This is a genomic window from Bradyrhizobium sp. UFLA05-109 (genome assembly GCF_054185165.1).
Window position 1 is genome coordinate 1 of the sequence record NZ_JBBIAR010000042.1, and the last position, 14,664, is coordinate 14,664.

Consider the following 14,664-nt stretch of genomic DNA (forward strand, 5'->3'; position numbering starts at 1 on the left):
CAGGCGGCAAACTGTCCGCGCTAGATGCGACCGAAGCCGCGCTCGCCCGCATCAAGCAGCACGACACGCTTCTCAACTCCTTCACCGACGTCACTACCGAGCGCGCCCGCGCCAAAGCGCGCGCGATCGATGCCGACATCGCGGCCGGCAAAAAGGTCGGTCCGCTCGCAGGTGTCCCGTTCGCGGTGAAGAACCTGTTCGACGTTGCCGGCCTGCCGACGCGCGCCGGTTCGAAGATCAATCGCGACCGCGCGCCCGCCGCGCGCGATGCCACGCTGATCGAGCGGATGGAAGCGGCCGGCGCCGTGCTGGTCGGCGCGCTCAACATGGGTGAATATGCCTACGACTTCACCGGCGAGAACGTCCATGATGGCCCCTCGCGCAATCCGCACGACACGACACGGATGAGCGGCGGTTCCTCTGGCGGCTCCGGCAGCGCCGTCGGCGGCGCGCTGGTGCCGATCGCGCTCGGCTCGGATACCAACGGCTCGATCCGCGTGCCGTCCTCCTTCTGCGGCATCTTTGGCCTGAAGCCGACCTATGGCCGGCTTTCGCGCGCGCGCTCCTTCCCGTTCGTTGCGAGCCTCGATCATCTCGGTCCGTTCGCGCGCTCGATCACCGACCTCGCGCTCGCTTATGACGTGATGCAGGGTCCGGATGCCGATGATGCCGCCTGCACCACGCGGCCGGTCGAGCCGGCAACGCCGCTGCTCAACGAGTCCATTTCCGGTCTGCGGATCGCGATCGCCGGCGGTTATTTCCAGAAGAACGTCTTCCCCGAAGCCGTCGAAGCTGTTGGCCGCGTGGCCAGGGCCCTCGGCGCGACGCAAGTGGTCGACATTCCCGAGGCTGCGCGCGCCCGTGCGGCTGCCTATGTCATCACCACGACCGAAGGCGCTTCGCTGCATCTCGATCGCTTGCGCAAGCGGCCGAACGATTTTGATCCGGCGGTGCGCGACCGGCTGATCGCAGGCGCCATGGTGCCGGCGGCGCTGGTCGACCGCGCGCAAAAATTCCGCCGCTGGTATCGCGCGCAACTCGCCGAGATATTCGAGTCGGTCGACGTGCTGCTCGCGCCGGCAACGCCCTGCACCGCGCCAGAGATCGGCCAGGTGACATTCAAGCTCGACGGCATCGAATTGCCGGTGCGCGCCAATATCGGCATCCACACCCAGCCGATCTCCTTCGTCGGCTTGCCCGTGGTCGCGGTGCCAGTGCCGCTCGAGCCGATGCCGATCGGCGTGCAGATCATTGCCGCGCCCTGGCGCGAGGACATCGCGTTGCGCGTCGCGCACGCGTTGGAACGGATGGGCGTGGTGTCGGCGCCGTCGCCGAGAGGGATTTGAGATGGAGATCGATCTGCCCGACGTGATCGCGGAAGTCACCGCCGCGTTCGAGCGCTACGAAAAAGCGCTGGTTGCCAACGACGTCGCCGTGCTCGGCGAGCTCTTCCGCAACGACCCGCGCACGCTGCGCTACGGCATCGGCGAGAACCTTTACGGCTATGAGGCCATCTCCGGCTTTCGTGCCGCGCGCTCGCCGGTCGGTCTGAACCGCCGCACCGCGAAAACCGTGATCACCAGCTACGGCCGCGACACCGCGGTCGCCTCCACGCTGTTCTATCGCGACACCATGCCGGGCAGGGTCGGCCGGCAGATGCAAACCTGGGTCCGCTTCCCCGAGGGCTGGCGCGTCGTCGCCGCCCATGTCAGCATCATCGACGAGCCGAAAGAGACCTGATCGCATGACGCTTGACGACCTTCCGCCCGGAGCCCTGCCTGCTGAGACGGTGGTGCCGCGCGTCGACCGGCCGCTGCCTTCGGTGCAGAAGGTCACGCGCGCCGAGGAGCTGCGGCTTCAGCTCGCGGACGAGATCGTTCGCGGCACGTTGCCGCCCGGTGCGCCACTGGATGAGACCGATATCGCACGGCGCTTCAACGTTTCGCGCACGCCGGTGCGCGAAGCGCTGCGTCAACTCGTGGCCAGCGGCCTCGTCGAGGCGCGCGCCCATCGCGGCGCGGTGGTGGCGCAACCGTCGATCGAGCGGCTGACTGGCATGTTCGAGGCGATGGCGGAGCTGGAAGCCTTGTGCGCCGGCCTTGCCGCAGAGCGGATGTCGGCGGCCGAGCGCCACGGCCTGGAAGCCATTCACGAGGAGCTGCGGGTCTTGAGCTACACCGGCAATCCGGAGCGGTTCCACGAGGTCAACGAGCGATTCCACAATGCGATCTATGCCGGCTCGCAGAACGGCTATATTGCCGAGATCACGCTTGCGACACGTGTGCGCGTGCAGCCGTTCCGCCGCGCCCAGTTCCGCAATCTCGGCCGGCTCGCCAAGTCGCAGGCCGAGCACGACCGCGTCGTCGTCGCCATCATGCGCGGCGACAAGCAGGGCGCTGCCGCCGCCATGCGCGCGCATATCGAACTGGTGCGCGGCGAATACGAGGTCTACGCGGTGTCGGTGTAACGTTGTAGTGTGGGTTAGCCGAAGGCGTAACCCACCACTGTTCGCACCCGCAGAAACACAAGAGGTGGGTTACGCTGCGCTAACCCACCCTACGCGAGCTACGCCGTCGCAGCTTCCGCCATATACGCGCGCCAGCCGCCGAACGCAGTGATGTCGCGCGCTGCGGCCAGCGCTTCCGGCTCGACGATGAAGCCTTTCACGCTGCGGCCGTCGGCGAGCTTGATGCTGCCGATCGACAGTGGCGGCGGAATCGCGTTGACGAACTTGCCGAAGGCCGACGCCGACAAGGACCAGATCTCCAGCTCGATCGCAGATCCCATGCCGGCCTCGACGCGCAGCATTCCGGGCTTTGGCGGGCTCGTGTCGAGCGCGTAGAGCCGGTAGTCGGGCGCCGTCTTCGTTGCTTCGATCAGACGTGCGTTCAGCGCCCTCAACTCGCCGTTCAGCGCCATGCCGGATAGATGCGCGCCAACGACGGCAATCGGAATCTCGTCGGTGCTGCTGGCCGGCAGCGGAGCGAGCGGTGGCTGCGCAATGCCCTTCGCGCCGACACTGAGCTTCGTGTCGGCATGGAATACGCGGCCGATGCTCGCAAGGAATCCATCGCGGCCGGCGGGCGCGAGCAGCGTGATGCCGAAGGGCGCACTGTCTGCGCGTATCGACGCGGGCAGTGCCAGGCCGCACAGATCGAGCAGGTTCACGAAATTGGTGTAGGTGCCGAGCCGGCTGTTGAGCTCGACCGGATTGGCGAGCACCTGCGCGGTCGAATAGACCGTCGGGGCCGTCGGCAGCACCATCGCGTCCAGATGCGCGAAGGCGCGCTCGGCGATCTTGCGCAGCCCTTGCAGCCGATAGAGCGCGGAGAAGGTCTCGGCCGCGGTGAGCCGGGCGCCGGCGGCGGTGATCTCGCGCGTCACCGGATGGATCGCATCCGGCGCGGAGGCGAGGAGATTGCGGATCACGAGATAGCGCTCGGCGACCCAGGGTCCCTCATAGAGCAACCGCGCGGTCTCGTAGAACGGCTCGAGGTCGAACTCGACGAGTGTCGCGCCGAGCGCCGTCCAGCGCTTCAAGGCCTCGCCGTAGGCGGCCTCCGACTTCTTGTCGCCGAAGAAGATCAGCTGCCCGTTGCGCGGCACGCCCAGACGAACGTTGGCCGGAAACGGTGTCATCGCGCCAAGCGGCCGGTCGCGCGAGAACGGATCGGCCTGGTCCGGTCCGGCCATCACGGAAAGCGCGAGCGCGGCGTCGTCCACCGTCAAGGCGAATACCGAGATGCAATCGAGCGTGCGGCACGCAGGCACGAGCCCTGCCTTCGAGATCATGCCGAGGCTCGGCTTCAGCCCGACGATATTGTTGAGCATCGCCGGCACGCGCCCGCTTCCCGCAGTGTCGGTACCGAGCGAGAGCGGTACGAGACCCGCGCCGACGGCGGTCGCCGAGCCCGAGCTCGATCCGCCGGGAATGAGATCCTCGCGAATCGGATTTTTGGGAATGCCGTAGGGCGAGCGTACGCCGACGAGGCCGGTTGCGAACTGATCGAGATTGGTCTTGCCGATGATGATGGCGCCGGCGGCGCGCAGGCGCTCGACAGCGGTGGAGTCGTGTGTCGGCGTGTAGGAGAAGGCCGGGCAGGCCGCCGTCGTCGGAAAGCCCAGCGCGTCGATATTGTCCTTCACCGCGACCGGCACGCCGTAAAGCGGCAGGCTCATGGCATCCTTCCGCGCGGCAAGCTTCTCGGCCTCCGCGATCGCGTCCTTCTCGTCGCGCAGGCTGATAAAGACGGCATCATCGCCATGGTCGCGGATGCGCTGATAGGTTCGCGCGATCGTCTGTGCCGGCGTCATCGTTCCCGCGCGATGCGCGGCCACGATTGCGGCTATCGTCTCTGGCTGGTCAGCCCCCATGGCAACAAAAACTCCGGCAACGAACTTCTGGCAGAATGAAGCAAGCGATGTGCCATTGTGTACAGAATCCGGGCAGGCCGTCTGCTCCTGATATTATCGAAAGATCAGGCGGTTACGAGAATAGTCACCGGCCGGCACTGGTGCGGGGGTAAGGCCTGGATGCGTGCATCTGCTCAACTTTTGAGCAGGAGGGGCTCAGGTAAAGCCGGCGAGGATCTGCAACAGCCGCTCCCGGTTCGTCTTGCCGATCTTCTCCTCGACATGGCGCTCGTGCTCGGCGGCGAGCTGCTTGAACTTGAGGAGCGACAGCTCGCCCTGTGCAGTGAGATGCAGCGCGTGGGAGCGGCGGTCCGTCTTCGATTTGATCCGCTTGACGAACTTGCGCTGTTCGAGGCTGTCGAGGAGATGCACCAGCCGCGCCCGCTCGATGCCGAGGCGCTTTGCGACCGCCATCTGGGAGAGGCCCGGATTGGCGCTGATCACGGTCATCACCGAATATTGCGTCGGCCGGATGTCGACGGCGGCGAGCGTGCGGACGAAGTCCTGGAAAATCCAGATCTGGAAGCGCCGCACCGCATAGCCGGCGTGGCCGACCAGCGCATCGAGACCGATCTCGTCCGCGTCATCAGGACGCGCCGCGCCGTTGCCGGCCCGCTTGCGCGGCGCGCGGACTGGCGGTTCATTTCGACCTGCACTGGCTGTCACGTTTTTTCTCCGGCGTCTCGCAAGTCTAGCGCCTCGCCCGGCTTCGGCAAGATTGTTGTTGACGACAACAATTGCTCTGCCCAACATTATCGGCAACGCGGCCCGGACGAGGTCGCTGCCGGGAGGACGACCCATGATCATGGACGCCGCACGCGGTGAGGCTTCCAGCCTGTTCGCAACGCCCAAGACGGTCGCCGAGCATCGCGCCGACGGCAGCATCGTGTTGAGCTCGCCCGAGCCCTTGCGTGAGGCTGCGCGCTGCATCGGCGACTGGCTGGAGCAATGGGCGCGGCAGACGCCGGACCGGATCTTCTTGGCGGAGCGCAGTAAGCTTGATGCGCCGTGGACCACCGTCACCTACGCTCAAGCCTTGCAGCAGGTGCGTTCGCTGGCCTCGTGGATCCTCGCGGAAGGCCTGAGCGCGGAGCGTCCGCTCGTCATCCTGTCCGACAATAGCGTCGATCATGCGCTGCTCGCGCTGGCTGCCCAGCATGTCGGCGTGCCCTCGGCCGCGATCTCGCCGGCCTATTCGCTGATGTCCAGGGACTTCGACAAGCTGAAGAGCATGATCAGCCTGCTTCAGCCCGGCGCGATCTATGTCAGCGACAGAAAGCCGTTTACCGCCGCGCTCGCCGCGATCCGGCCGCTGCATCAGGCGGAGATCGTGAGCGGCAGTGCCGATGACGCCGAGGCGCTGTCTTTCCACGCGCTCGCTGCGACGCCAGAATCTTCCGACGTCGCCAAGGCTTTCGCCGCAGTAACGCCGGACACGATCGCAAAATTCCTGTTCACCTCGGGGTCGACCGGTACGCCGAAGGCCGTGATCAACACCCAGCGCATGCTGACCTCGAGCCAGCAGGCCAAGGCGCAGACCTGGACCTTCCTCGCTCAAAACGGCGATCTCGTGATTCTGGACTGGCTGCCCTGGAGCCACACCTTCGGCGCCAACCACAATTTCAATCTCGTGCTGCGCAATGGCGGCTCGCTCTATATCGACGGCGGCAAGCCGGCGCCCGGGCTCTTTGCGACGTCGCTGGCGAACCTGAAGAGCGTGATGCCGACGGTCTACTTCAACGTGCCCCGTGGTTTCGACATGCTGATCGCTGCGCTGCGGAGCGACGAGGAATTGCGGCGTCGTTTCTTCGGCGAGGTCAAATTCGCCTTCTATGCCGGCGCGGCGCTGCCGCAGAATCTTTGGGATGCGCTCGAGGAGCTCTCGATCAAAACCGTTGGTCGCGCGCTGCCGATGGTGTCGGCCTGGGGCTCGACGGAAACCTCGCCGCTCGCGACCGATTGCCACTTCCTTGCCGAGCGCTCCGGTAATATCGGCGTGCCGATCCCGGGCACCGAGCTGAAGCTCGTCACCTCCGGTGAGAAGCTGGAGGTTCGTGTGCGAGGGCCGAACGTGACGCCCGGCTACTGGAAGGCGCCGGAGCTGACGAGGCAGGCCTTCGACGAGGAGGGTTTTTATCTCATCGGCGATGCCGTGAAATTCGCCGACGGCGCGCGCCCCGAGCGCGGCCTGTTCTTCGACGGCCGTGTGGCCGAAGACTTCAAGCTCAACTCCGGCACCTGGGTCAGCGTCGGCACGCTGCGCGTCGCCGGCATCGCAGCGCTCGCGCCGCTGGCTCAGGACCTCGTCGTGACCGGCCACGGCGGCGATGAGGTGCGCTTCCTCGTGTTCCCCAACATTCCGGCCTGCCGCGCACATGCAGGGCTGCCAGACACCGCCCCCGTGAGTGAGGTGCTCGGCCACGACAAGGTGAGGAGCGCGATGACACAGGGGCTCGCAAAGCTGAAAGCGCAAAGCGCGAATTCCTCCGGCCACGCCACCCGCGCGCTGTTGCTGGTCGAGCCGCCGTCAGTGGATGGCGGCGAGATCACCGACAAGGGCTACATCAACCAGCGCGCCGTGCTGACGCGCCGGGCGGAGGCAGTGGCGCGGCTGAACGACGATGCGTCGGTCGAATGGATCGGCTGCGCCGGCTGAACTGAAGCCATACCGAATGATCTCGTGCCCCGGCTGCGTCGCGTCATACGGGACGATGCTCCGCATCGCCCGGATATGCCGCGCCGCGTCCGGGACACCTGCGACTTGTCAAAATGGAGAATATGTGTAATAATTATAAAATATAATTAAATAGGGAGGCCGCCGTGAGGTCTGGCTTGATATCGGCAGTCGCGCTGGCTGCCCTTCTTGGATCCACCGCGCTCGCCCGCGCCGAAGTCGAGGGCTGCTCGCCCGTTACTACGGCATCGTTGTCCGTCCCGGGCGTCGAGATCGTTAGCTCCAAGCTTCAGGAGGCCGGCAACGGTCTGCCCAAGCATTGCATAGTGACTGGCCTTGCCAACCAGCGCACCGGTGCGGATGGAAAATCCTACGCCATCCAGTTCGAGATGCGGCTGCCGGCCGAATGGAACGGCCGTTTCCTGCACCAGGTCAACGGCGGCAATGACGGCGTCGTGGTGCCGGCGCTCGGCGACAAGCCCGACGGCTGGGCATCGGGCGGCACAGTGCCGCTCGCCCGCGGCTTTGCGGTGCTGTCATCCGATAGTGGTCATTCCGGTTCCGATCCCGCGAACAAGCCTCTCGGGCTCGCCGCAGGCGCGGCCTTCGGGCTCGATCCGCAGGCGCGGCGCGACTACGGCTACGCCGCGGACATGACGCTCTCGCCGGTTGCGAAGAAGATCATTGCGCTGCATTACGGCCGCCAGCCGGATCGTTCCTACATGGCAGGCTGCTCGAACGGCGGACGTCATGCGATGGTGGCAGCATCGCGCATGCCGGAAAATTACGACGGCTTCCTCGTCGGCAATCCCGGCTTCGATCTACCGCGCGCCGCCGTCCAGCACGCCTGGGACGTGCAGGCCTTCCTGAGGGCCGATCCGGATCTTCGCAAGTCGATCACCAAGGAGGATGCGCAACTCGTCGCCTCGCGTATCACCGAGGCTTGCGATGCGCTTGACGGCGCCAAGGATGGCCTCACCTCCAATCTCGCCGCCTGCCAGAAGGCATTCGACCTCAAGACGCTCGCTTGCGCGCCGGGCCAGACCAGTGCTTGCCTGCCGGAAGCCAAGGTCGATGCGCTCAGGACCAGCCTTGCCGGTCCGAAAAATTCGAAGGGCGAAGCGCTGTATTCGGACTGGCCCCTCGATGGCGGCATCGGCACCGGCAATTGGCGTGCTTGGAAGGTCGAGAGCCCTGTCGCGCCCTGGAATAATTTTCCGATCATCGCGACGATGGGCGCCGCATCCCTGAACTACATCTTCTCGACGCCGCCCGTCGCGGTGGAAGGAGCCAGCGACAAGCTCATCGACGCGCTGAAGGCGTATGACTTCGACAAGGACGCGCCAAAGATCTTTGCCAAGGACGGCACCTTCACGGAGTCGGCGATGGATTTCATGACGCCGCCCGACGTCGATGATCCCAAGCTCGCCGGCCTGCAAAAGGCCGGGCGCAAGATGCTGATCTATCATGGCCAGGCCGATCCGGTGTTCTCCGTCAACGACACGATCCGCTGGTACGATCGGCTGAACAGGAACGCGCAGGGCAACGCCAACAATTTCGCTCGTCTCTTCACCATGCCAGGCGGCACGCATTGCGGCGGCGGCGTGACGCTCGACAAGTTCGATGCCCTGACCGCGCTGACCGACTGGGTCGAGCAAGGCAAGGCGCCGGAGCGGATCGTTGCCTCCATCAATCCGGCCAACAAGGAAGTTCCGACGACGTGGAGCGCGAACCGCACCCGGCCGCTCTGTCCGTATCCGACGTATGCGGCCTACTCCGGCACGGGTGACATCGAGGATGCCGCGAGCTTCGTCTGCAAGGCGCCGTAGCTCTCGTCTCACGCCCGCAGTCATTCCGGGGCGATGCGAAAGCATCGAACCCGGAATCTCGAGATTCCGGGTCTGGCGCTCGCGCGCCATCCCGGAATGACGGCAATCGTGACGCGGCTTCACGCCGTTCCAGGAAAGGCCAACAATCCTGCCGCATCGCGTAGTTTGAGATTTTTGTTGCCTAGGCAACTAATTTATGCGAGTCCTTCGCATGCACGGATGACGGCGGGGAAATCGCTGCGCCCGAGCGGGAGGATTCATGTTCGGCAGGAATGGTGCCGCCGGCAATCGCCGGTGCATGCCAGGTGAGCGCGACAGGGCACCCGCCCGGCGCGCGCCCTTACGCGTCGCCGGTGACCGCGCCGAGATTTTCGTGCAGCCGGCGCAACAGATCGATCAGGACCTCTTGCTCGTCCTTGGACAGGCACGACAGCAACCGCCGCTCGCGCGCAAAAGCGGCGACGATGACCTTGTCATGGGTGGCGCGGCCCTTAGCGGTCAGCGAGATCGAGTGCGTTCGTCCGTCATTGGGATCGCTGCGGATCGTCACAAGCCCGCGCTTGTCCAGGCTCGCCAATGTCCGGCTCACCGGCCCCTTGTCGAAGCCGATGACCTGGCAGATGCGCGAGGCCGGGATGCCCGGCTCGATCGCGAGCAGCGACATGATCCGCCACTCCGTGACGTTGACGCCGAACTCGCGCTGATAGAATGCGGTCGCGCTGTTCGAAAGCTTGTTGGCGATGAAAGTGATGAACGCCGGGACGTAACGCTCGAGGTCGAGCGTCGGCCCTGCTTCCGTGGACGTCTGGCGGCTTCTGGTCGAGGGCGCGGTCATCTTATCGGGGCTCACTTCATGCGCCACAGAAATAAGGACATGCGCGCGCGCTCGACAAGCGCAAAATTGGGAGGATGTGAATGAGTGCAGCCAGCTCCGCGTCGATCGGCGGCCCGCCCGCCGTCCCGCATCTCGATGTCGATCCCTTCGCGATCGCGTTCTTCGCCGATCCGTTCCCCACCCACGACGTGCTGCGAGATGCCGGCCCCGTGGTCTATCTCGACAAGTGGAACGTCTATGGCGTCGCGCGGTATGCCGAGGTCCATGCGGTGTTGAACGATCCCATGACCTTCTGCTCAAGTCGCGGCGTCGGTCTCAGCGACTTCGAGAAGGAGAAGCCGTGGCGGCCGCCGAGCCTGATCCTCGAAGCCGATCCGCCCGCCCATACGCGCACCCGCGCCGTGCTTTCGCGGGTGTTGTCGCCGACGGTGATGAAGCAGGTGCGCGACCGCTTCGCCGCAGCCGCAGAACGGAGGGTCGATGCGCTGCTCGAGAAGCGCAGCTTTGATGCCATCGCCGATCTTGCAGAAGCCTATCCGCTCGCGATCTTCCCAGATGCGCTGGGCTTGAGGCCGGAGGGCCGCGAGCATCTCATCCCCTATGCCAGCCTGGTGTTCAACGCCTTCGGTCCGCCGAACCAGCTGCGCCAGGAGGCGATCGAGCGCTCGGCGCCGCACCAAGCCTATATCGCCGAGCAATGCCAGCGCGAGAACCTCGCGCCTGGCGGTTTCGGAGCCTGCATCCACGCCCGCGTCGACGAGGGCGAGATCACCGCGACGGAGGCGCCGCTTCTGGTGCGCTCGCTGCTTTCGGCGGGGCTCGACACCACCGTCAACGGCATCGGGGCCGCGGTCTATTGCCTGGCGCGTTTTCCCGATCAGTGGCAGCGGCTGCGCGATGATCCGACGCTGGCGCGCAACGCCTTCGAGGAGGCCGTGCGGTTCGAGAGCCCGGTGCAGACCTTCTTCCGCACCACGACGCGCGTAGTCGAGCTTGGCGGCGCCACCATTGGGGAGGGCGAAAAGGTCCTGATGTTCCTTGGTGCGGCCAATCGCGATCCGCGGCGCTGGGACATGCCCGATACCTATGACATCACACGGCGTACCTCCGGCCATGTCGGCTTCGGCTCGGGCATCCACATGTGCGTCGGCCAGCTCGTCGCGCGGCTCGAGAGCGAGGTGATGCTGTCGGCGCTGGCGCGGCGTATCGCGAAGATCGAAATCGCTGGTGAGCCGAAACGCCGTTTCAACAACACGCTGCGCGGGCTCGACAGCCTGCCGGTCACCATCACTCCGGCCTGAGGATCCCTGATGCCAGCGATCACCTTCATCCATTCCGGCGGCAACACCGATCATATCGACGTCAGCGACGGCGAGAGCGCCATGCAGGCCGCGACCCGCCACGGCCTCGACGGCATTTTGGCCGAGTGCGGTGGCAACGCGATGTGCGCGACGTGCCATGTCTATGTCGACGATGGCTGGCTCGCGCGCCTGCCGGCGATGGCTGATGACGAGGACGCGCTGCTCGACGGCGCCGCCGCCAAGCGCACGGCTAACAGCCGGCTGTCCTGCCAGATCAAGATCACGCCCGAGCTCGACGGGCTCGTGCTGCGCTTGCCGGAGCGGCAGGTCTGAAGCGGTATGTCTGACGTTCTGATCGCCATCGGCAACGACCGGTGGCGCGAAGCGAAAAGCCAACGGGAGAGGGAACGATGAATCACTTGAAGTGGACGCTTGCACTTGCGGCAAGCCTGATTGCCGGAACAGCCAGCGCCGAAATATCCGACAACGTCGTGCGCATTGGCGTGCTCAACGACGTCTCCGGCATTTTCCAGGACACCAACGGCATGGGCTCCGTCGAGGCCGCGCGCATGGCGGCCGAAGACTTCAACGGCGCGGCAAAGAACATCAAGGTCGAGATCGTCTATGCCGACCACCAGAACAAGGCCGATGTCGGCGCGGCGATCGCGCGCAAATGGCTCGACGTCGAAGGCGTCGATGCGATCGTCGACGTGCCGAACTCGGCGGTCGGCCTCTCCATCAACACGCTGCTGCGCGACAGCCGCATGACGTTCCTGGCGTCCTCGACCGCAAGCGCCGACCTCACCGGCAAGGCCTGCTCGCCCAACACCATTCAATGGGTCAACGACACCTGGGCCACCGGCAACACCACGGCGGCCGCGATGCTCTCGGGCGGCGGCAAGGACTGGTACTTTCTCACGGTCGATTACGCGCTCGGCAAGGGCATCGAGGCGGAAGCGCAGAAATACATCGAGGCGCATGGCGGCAAGGTGCTCGGCTCGGCCAAGCATCCGCTGGGCACCTCGGATTTCGCTTCGTTCCTGTTGCAGGCACAGAGCTCGAAGGCGCAGGTGATCGGCCTTGCCAATGCGGGCGGCGACACCATCAACGCTGTGAAGCAGGCGGCCGAGTTCGGTATCCAGCAAAGCGGGCAGAAGCTCGTCGCCTTCCTGCTCTTCATCAATGATGTCCACGGCATGGGCCTGAAGGTCGCGCAAGGTCTCCAACTCATGGAAGCCTTCTATTGGGACATGAACGACGATACCCGCGCCTTTGCGAAACGCTTTGCCGCGCGCCCCGGCATGAACGGGAAGATGCCGAGCGGCAACCAGGCTGGCGTCTATGCCTCGACGCTCGCCTATCTGAATGCGGTCGCCGCCACCGGCAGCGATAATGCGAAGGACGTCGTCTCCGAGATGAAGAAGTTCAGCGGCAAGGACAAACTGTTCGGCGACACCACGATCCGCCAGGATGGCCGCGTGGTGCACCCGATGTATCTGTTCGAGGTGAAGAAGCCGGACGAGTCGAAATATCCGTACGACTATTACAGGCTGGTCTCGACGATCCCGGCGGACCAGGCATTTCGGCCATTGGCGGAGGGTGGGTGTGTGTTGGTGAAGTAAGTGTGGCCCCAAGCGCTGCCGCACCCTCCCCCTTTGCGGGAGCGGGTGGCTTTGCGAAGCAAAGCCGGGTGAGGGGTTCTATCCGCGCGCAGAACTCATACAGTTGAGTGTGCCGAAACAACCCCTCATCCGGCGCTTCGCGCCACCTTCTCCCGCAAGGGGAGAAGGGAAGAGCGGCCTACACCACCACCTGACTGATGCCTTGCGTGCTCAGGCGTGCGGTGCGCTGGTTGCGAAGTCGGCGGCCCTCCGGAGAACCTGGTTACGTAGCCTGCCGATTCCCTCGACCTCGAGCTCGACGGTGTCGCCATGGTTCAACCAGCGATCGAGCTCCAGGCCGCAGCCGCCGCCGACCGTGCCGGAGCCCATGAACTCGCCCGCCCGCAGCGTCTCGCTGCGCGAGACATAGGCGATCATGTCCTCGAAGGAGTGCAGCATGCCGCGGCTCGTGCTGTCGGTCCAGATCTCGCCATTGACGCGTGCGCGCATCGCAAGATTGTAGGGATCTCGAATTTCGTCGGCGGTCACGATCCACGGGCCGATGACGTTGCCGGCATCGAAGCTCTTGCCCTTTGCGGGACCCAACATGCCCCGCATCTCCTCGAACTGCGTGTCGCGCGCGGAGAAATCATTGTAGATCGTGTAGCCAAAGATATGTTCGCTCGCCTTCGCGAGTGGGATGTCGCCTCCTCCCTTCGACAAGAAGATCCCAAACTCGAGCTCGAAATCCATGAGCTCGCTGTACGCCGGCCATGACACCGTCGCGTCCGGGCCGGACACGCTGAAGCGGTTGGTGATGTAGTAGATCGGCCGATCCCGGTAGACTTGAGGGACGTCTTGCAATGGTTGCAGTGGGGCATCGCTTGCTAGCCCCTTCCGTTGGGCGATGCGGGCCATACCCGCTGGAGCTCCGCGGATGTGTCCGGGAAAGACGGAGAAGTCGCGCATTTGCGGCGGCTCTGGGATCGGAGCCAGGAGCCTGATGCGGTCGAGCGGGGAGCAGATGTCTTCGTCCGCTGCACAGGCTTCCACCACCCGACGCGTTGCCTCAAGAGCTCTTTCTCCCGCCTCGATCAGTTGCAGCAAGCTTCTGCCAATAGCATCCGCCCGGCCGGTTCGCGTCGCCGCCGCGACGAGGTCGAGGACCCGCTGGCCACCGGCAGTATCGATGATCGCGCCGGGGCGGGCCGCCCCTCCGGGCGAAACGAAAGTCGCAAGCTTCATTGAATGCTCCCTTGAAAAATATATTTTATTGACTAAAATATATAAAATTGTCAATGCCGGCTTTTCACCGTGTGGTCGGTCGGCCATCAGCGAAGGCAATGTCATGGATCAGGAAAGCGCGACCCTTACCGAGCGGGCCGAAGCAGCGCTGGAAGTCGCCATCGTCAACGGAGAACTGCGGCCGGGCGCCAAGCTCAAGATCGCGGATATCGCCGCCGACTACGGCGTCAGCCAGACGCCGGCCCGTGAGGCGCTGTCGCGGCTGGCTGCGCGGGGGCTTGTGATCGCGGTGGGGCAGCGCGGATTCCGCGTGGCGCCGATGAGCGACACGGATCTTGCCGACATTACATCAACGCGAATTGCGCTCGAGGTGGCGGGGCTGCGCCAGTCGATGCGGCATGGCGACGCGAAGTGGGAGGGAGAAATCGTCTCTTGCCTGCATCAGCTCAAGCGTGTCGGCGGGCGATCCAGGATCCTGAAGAATACGCCCGAGCTCGACCGGGTGCACAAAGCCTTTCATGCCGGCCTGATCGCGGCCTGCAGTTGGCCGCGAACCGTTAGCCTCGCAAATCAGCTCTACGATCAGGCATCGCGGTATCGCAACGTGATGCTCTCGAACGCAATCGTTGCGGAGGCGTTCGTTGCCGAGCATGAGGCGCTTGCAAACATCGTGCTGTCGCGATCCGCAAATGCCGCCGTGACCAAGCTCACGGTCCATCTCCAGCGCACCTACTGCGACATCTACGGGGCGATGCCCGACTAGCGA

The 14,664-nt window shown here is 65.0% G+C and carries 13 protein-coding genes; 9 read left to right on the top strand and 4 right to left on the bottom strand.

The features are described from left to right. The 3 genes from Q3C01_RS27535 to Q3C01_RS27545 all read left to right on the top strand — a co-directional run. On the top strand, positions 1 to 1,346 hold a 1,346-nt coding region (locus Q3C01_RS27535), incomplete at its 5' end, for an AtzE family amidohydrolase (protein WP_458148436.1). Position 1,347: 1 nt separating this feature from the next. Beyond that, positions 1,348 to 1,740: an oxalurate catabolism protein HpxZ gene (gene hpxZ / locus Q3C01_RS27540; protein WP_458148437.1), complete on the top strand. Its 393-nt coding sequence runs from the start codon at positions 1,348 to 1,350 to the stop codon at positions 1,738 to 1,740. A gap of 4 nt (positions 1,741 to 1,744) precedes the next feature. Continuing rightward, the gene (locus tag Q3C01_RS27545; protein WP_458148438.1) at positions 1,745 to 2,467 is read left to right on the top strand and encodes a GntR family transcriptional regulator; all 723 of its coding nucleotides are present in this window, start codon (positions 1,745 to 1,747) and stop codon (positions 2,465 to 2,467) included. 98 nt (positions 2,468 to 2,565) lie between these two features. Here the strand turns inward: Q3C01_RS27545 and atzF are convergent, their stop codons facing one another. After that, positions 2,566 to 4,374 carry an allophanate hydrolase gene (gene atzF / locus Q3C01_RS27550; protein ID WP_458148439.1) on the bottom strand — a complete coding sequence of 603 codons (1,809 nt, stop codon included), beginning with the start codon at positions 4,372 to 4,374 and terminating at the stop codon, positions 2,566 to 2,568. Positions 4,375 to 4,569: 195 nt separating this feature from the next. Next, positions 4,570 to 5,079, bottom strand: coding sequence for a MarR family winged helix-turn-helix transcriptional regulator (locus Q3C01_RS27555; RefSeq protein WP_458148440.1), 510 nt, complete (start codon positions 5,077 to 5,079; stop codon positions 4,570 to 4,572). Positions 5,080 to 5,215: 136 nt separating this feature from the next. Between Q3C01_RS27555 and Q3C01_RS27560 the strand changes: the two genes are divergently transcribed. Further along, positions 5,216 to 7,069, top strand: a complete 1,854-nt coding sequence (locus Q3C01_RS27560; protein ID WP_458148505.1) for a feruloyl-CoA synthase — start codon at positions 5,216 to 5,218, stop codon at positions 7,067 to 7,069. A 164-nt stretch (positions 7,070 to 7,233) separates the two neighbouring features. Further along, positions 7,234 to 8,916 (top strand): tannase/feruloyl esterase family alpha/beta hydrolase, encoded by a 1,683-nt coding sequence (locus tag Q3C01_RS27565; RefSeq protein WP_458148441.1) that lies wholly within the window; start codon positions 7,234 to 7,236, stop codon positions 8,914 to 8,916. A gap of 340 nt (positions 8,917 to 9,256) precedes the next feature. On the opposite strand, the gene Q3C01_RS27570 is transcribed toward Q3C01_RS27565, so the two are convergent. Beyond that, positions 9,257 to 9,751, bottom strand: a complete 495-nt coding sequence (locus Q3C01_RS27570) for a MarR family winged helix-turn-helix transcriptional regulator (protein ID WP_458148506.1) — start codon at positions 9,749 to 9,751, stop codon at positions 9,257 to 9,259. An 80-nt stretch (positions 9,752 to 9,831) separates the two neighbouring features. Here Q3C01_RS27570 and Q3C01_RS27575 point away from each other — a divergent pair, with 80 nt between their 5' ends. The 3 genes from Q3C01_RS27575 (at position 9,832) to Q3C01_RS27585 (ending at position 12,674) form a co-directional block, all read left to right on the top strand. Then, the gene (locus tag Q3C01_RS27575) at positions 9,832 to 11,052 is read left to right on the top strand and encodes a cytochrome P450 (protein ID WP_458148442.1); all 1,221 of its coding nucleotides are present in this window, start codon (positions 9,832 to 9,834) and stop codon (positions 11,050 to 11,052) included. A gap of 9 nt (positions 11,053 to 11,061) precedes the next feature. Next, the gene (locus Q3C01_RS27580; RefSeq protein ID WP_458148443.1) at positions 11,062 to 11,385 is read left to right on the top strand and encodes a 2Fe-2S iron-sulfur cluster-binding protein; all 324 of its coding nucleotides are present in this window, start codon (positions 11,062 to 11,064) and stop codon (positions 11,383 to 11,385) included. Positions 11,386 to 11,462: 77 nt separating this feature from the next. After that, entirely contained in the window at positions 11,463 to 12,674 is a 1,212-nt protein-coding gene (locus Q3C01_RS27585; protein WP_458148444.1) for an ABC transporter substrate-binding protein, read from the top strand. 210 nt (positions 12,675 to 12,884) lie between these two features. Here the strand turns inward: Q3C01_RS27585 and Q3C01_RS27590 are convergent, their stop codons facing one another. Further along, positions 12,885 to 13,898, bottom strand: coding sequence for a fumarylacetoacetate hydrolase family protein (locus Q3C01_RS27590; protein ID WP_458148445.1), 1,014 nt, complete (start codon positions 13,896 to 13,898; stop codon positions 12,885 to 12,887). Between Q3C01_RS27590 and Q3C01_RS27595 the strand changes: the two genes are divergently transcribed. Continuing rightward, the gene (locus Q3C01_RS27595) at positions 13,843 to 14,661 is read left to right on the top strand and encodes a GntR family transcriptional regulator (RefSeq protein ID WP_458148446.1); all 819 of its coding nucleotides are present in this window, start codon (positions 13,843 to 13,845) and stop codon (positions 14,659 to 14,661) included. The two genes, Q3C01_RS27590 and Q3C01_RS27595, sit on opposite strands and share 56 nt — an antisense overlap. Positions 14,662 to 14,664: the final 3 nt, after the last annotated feature.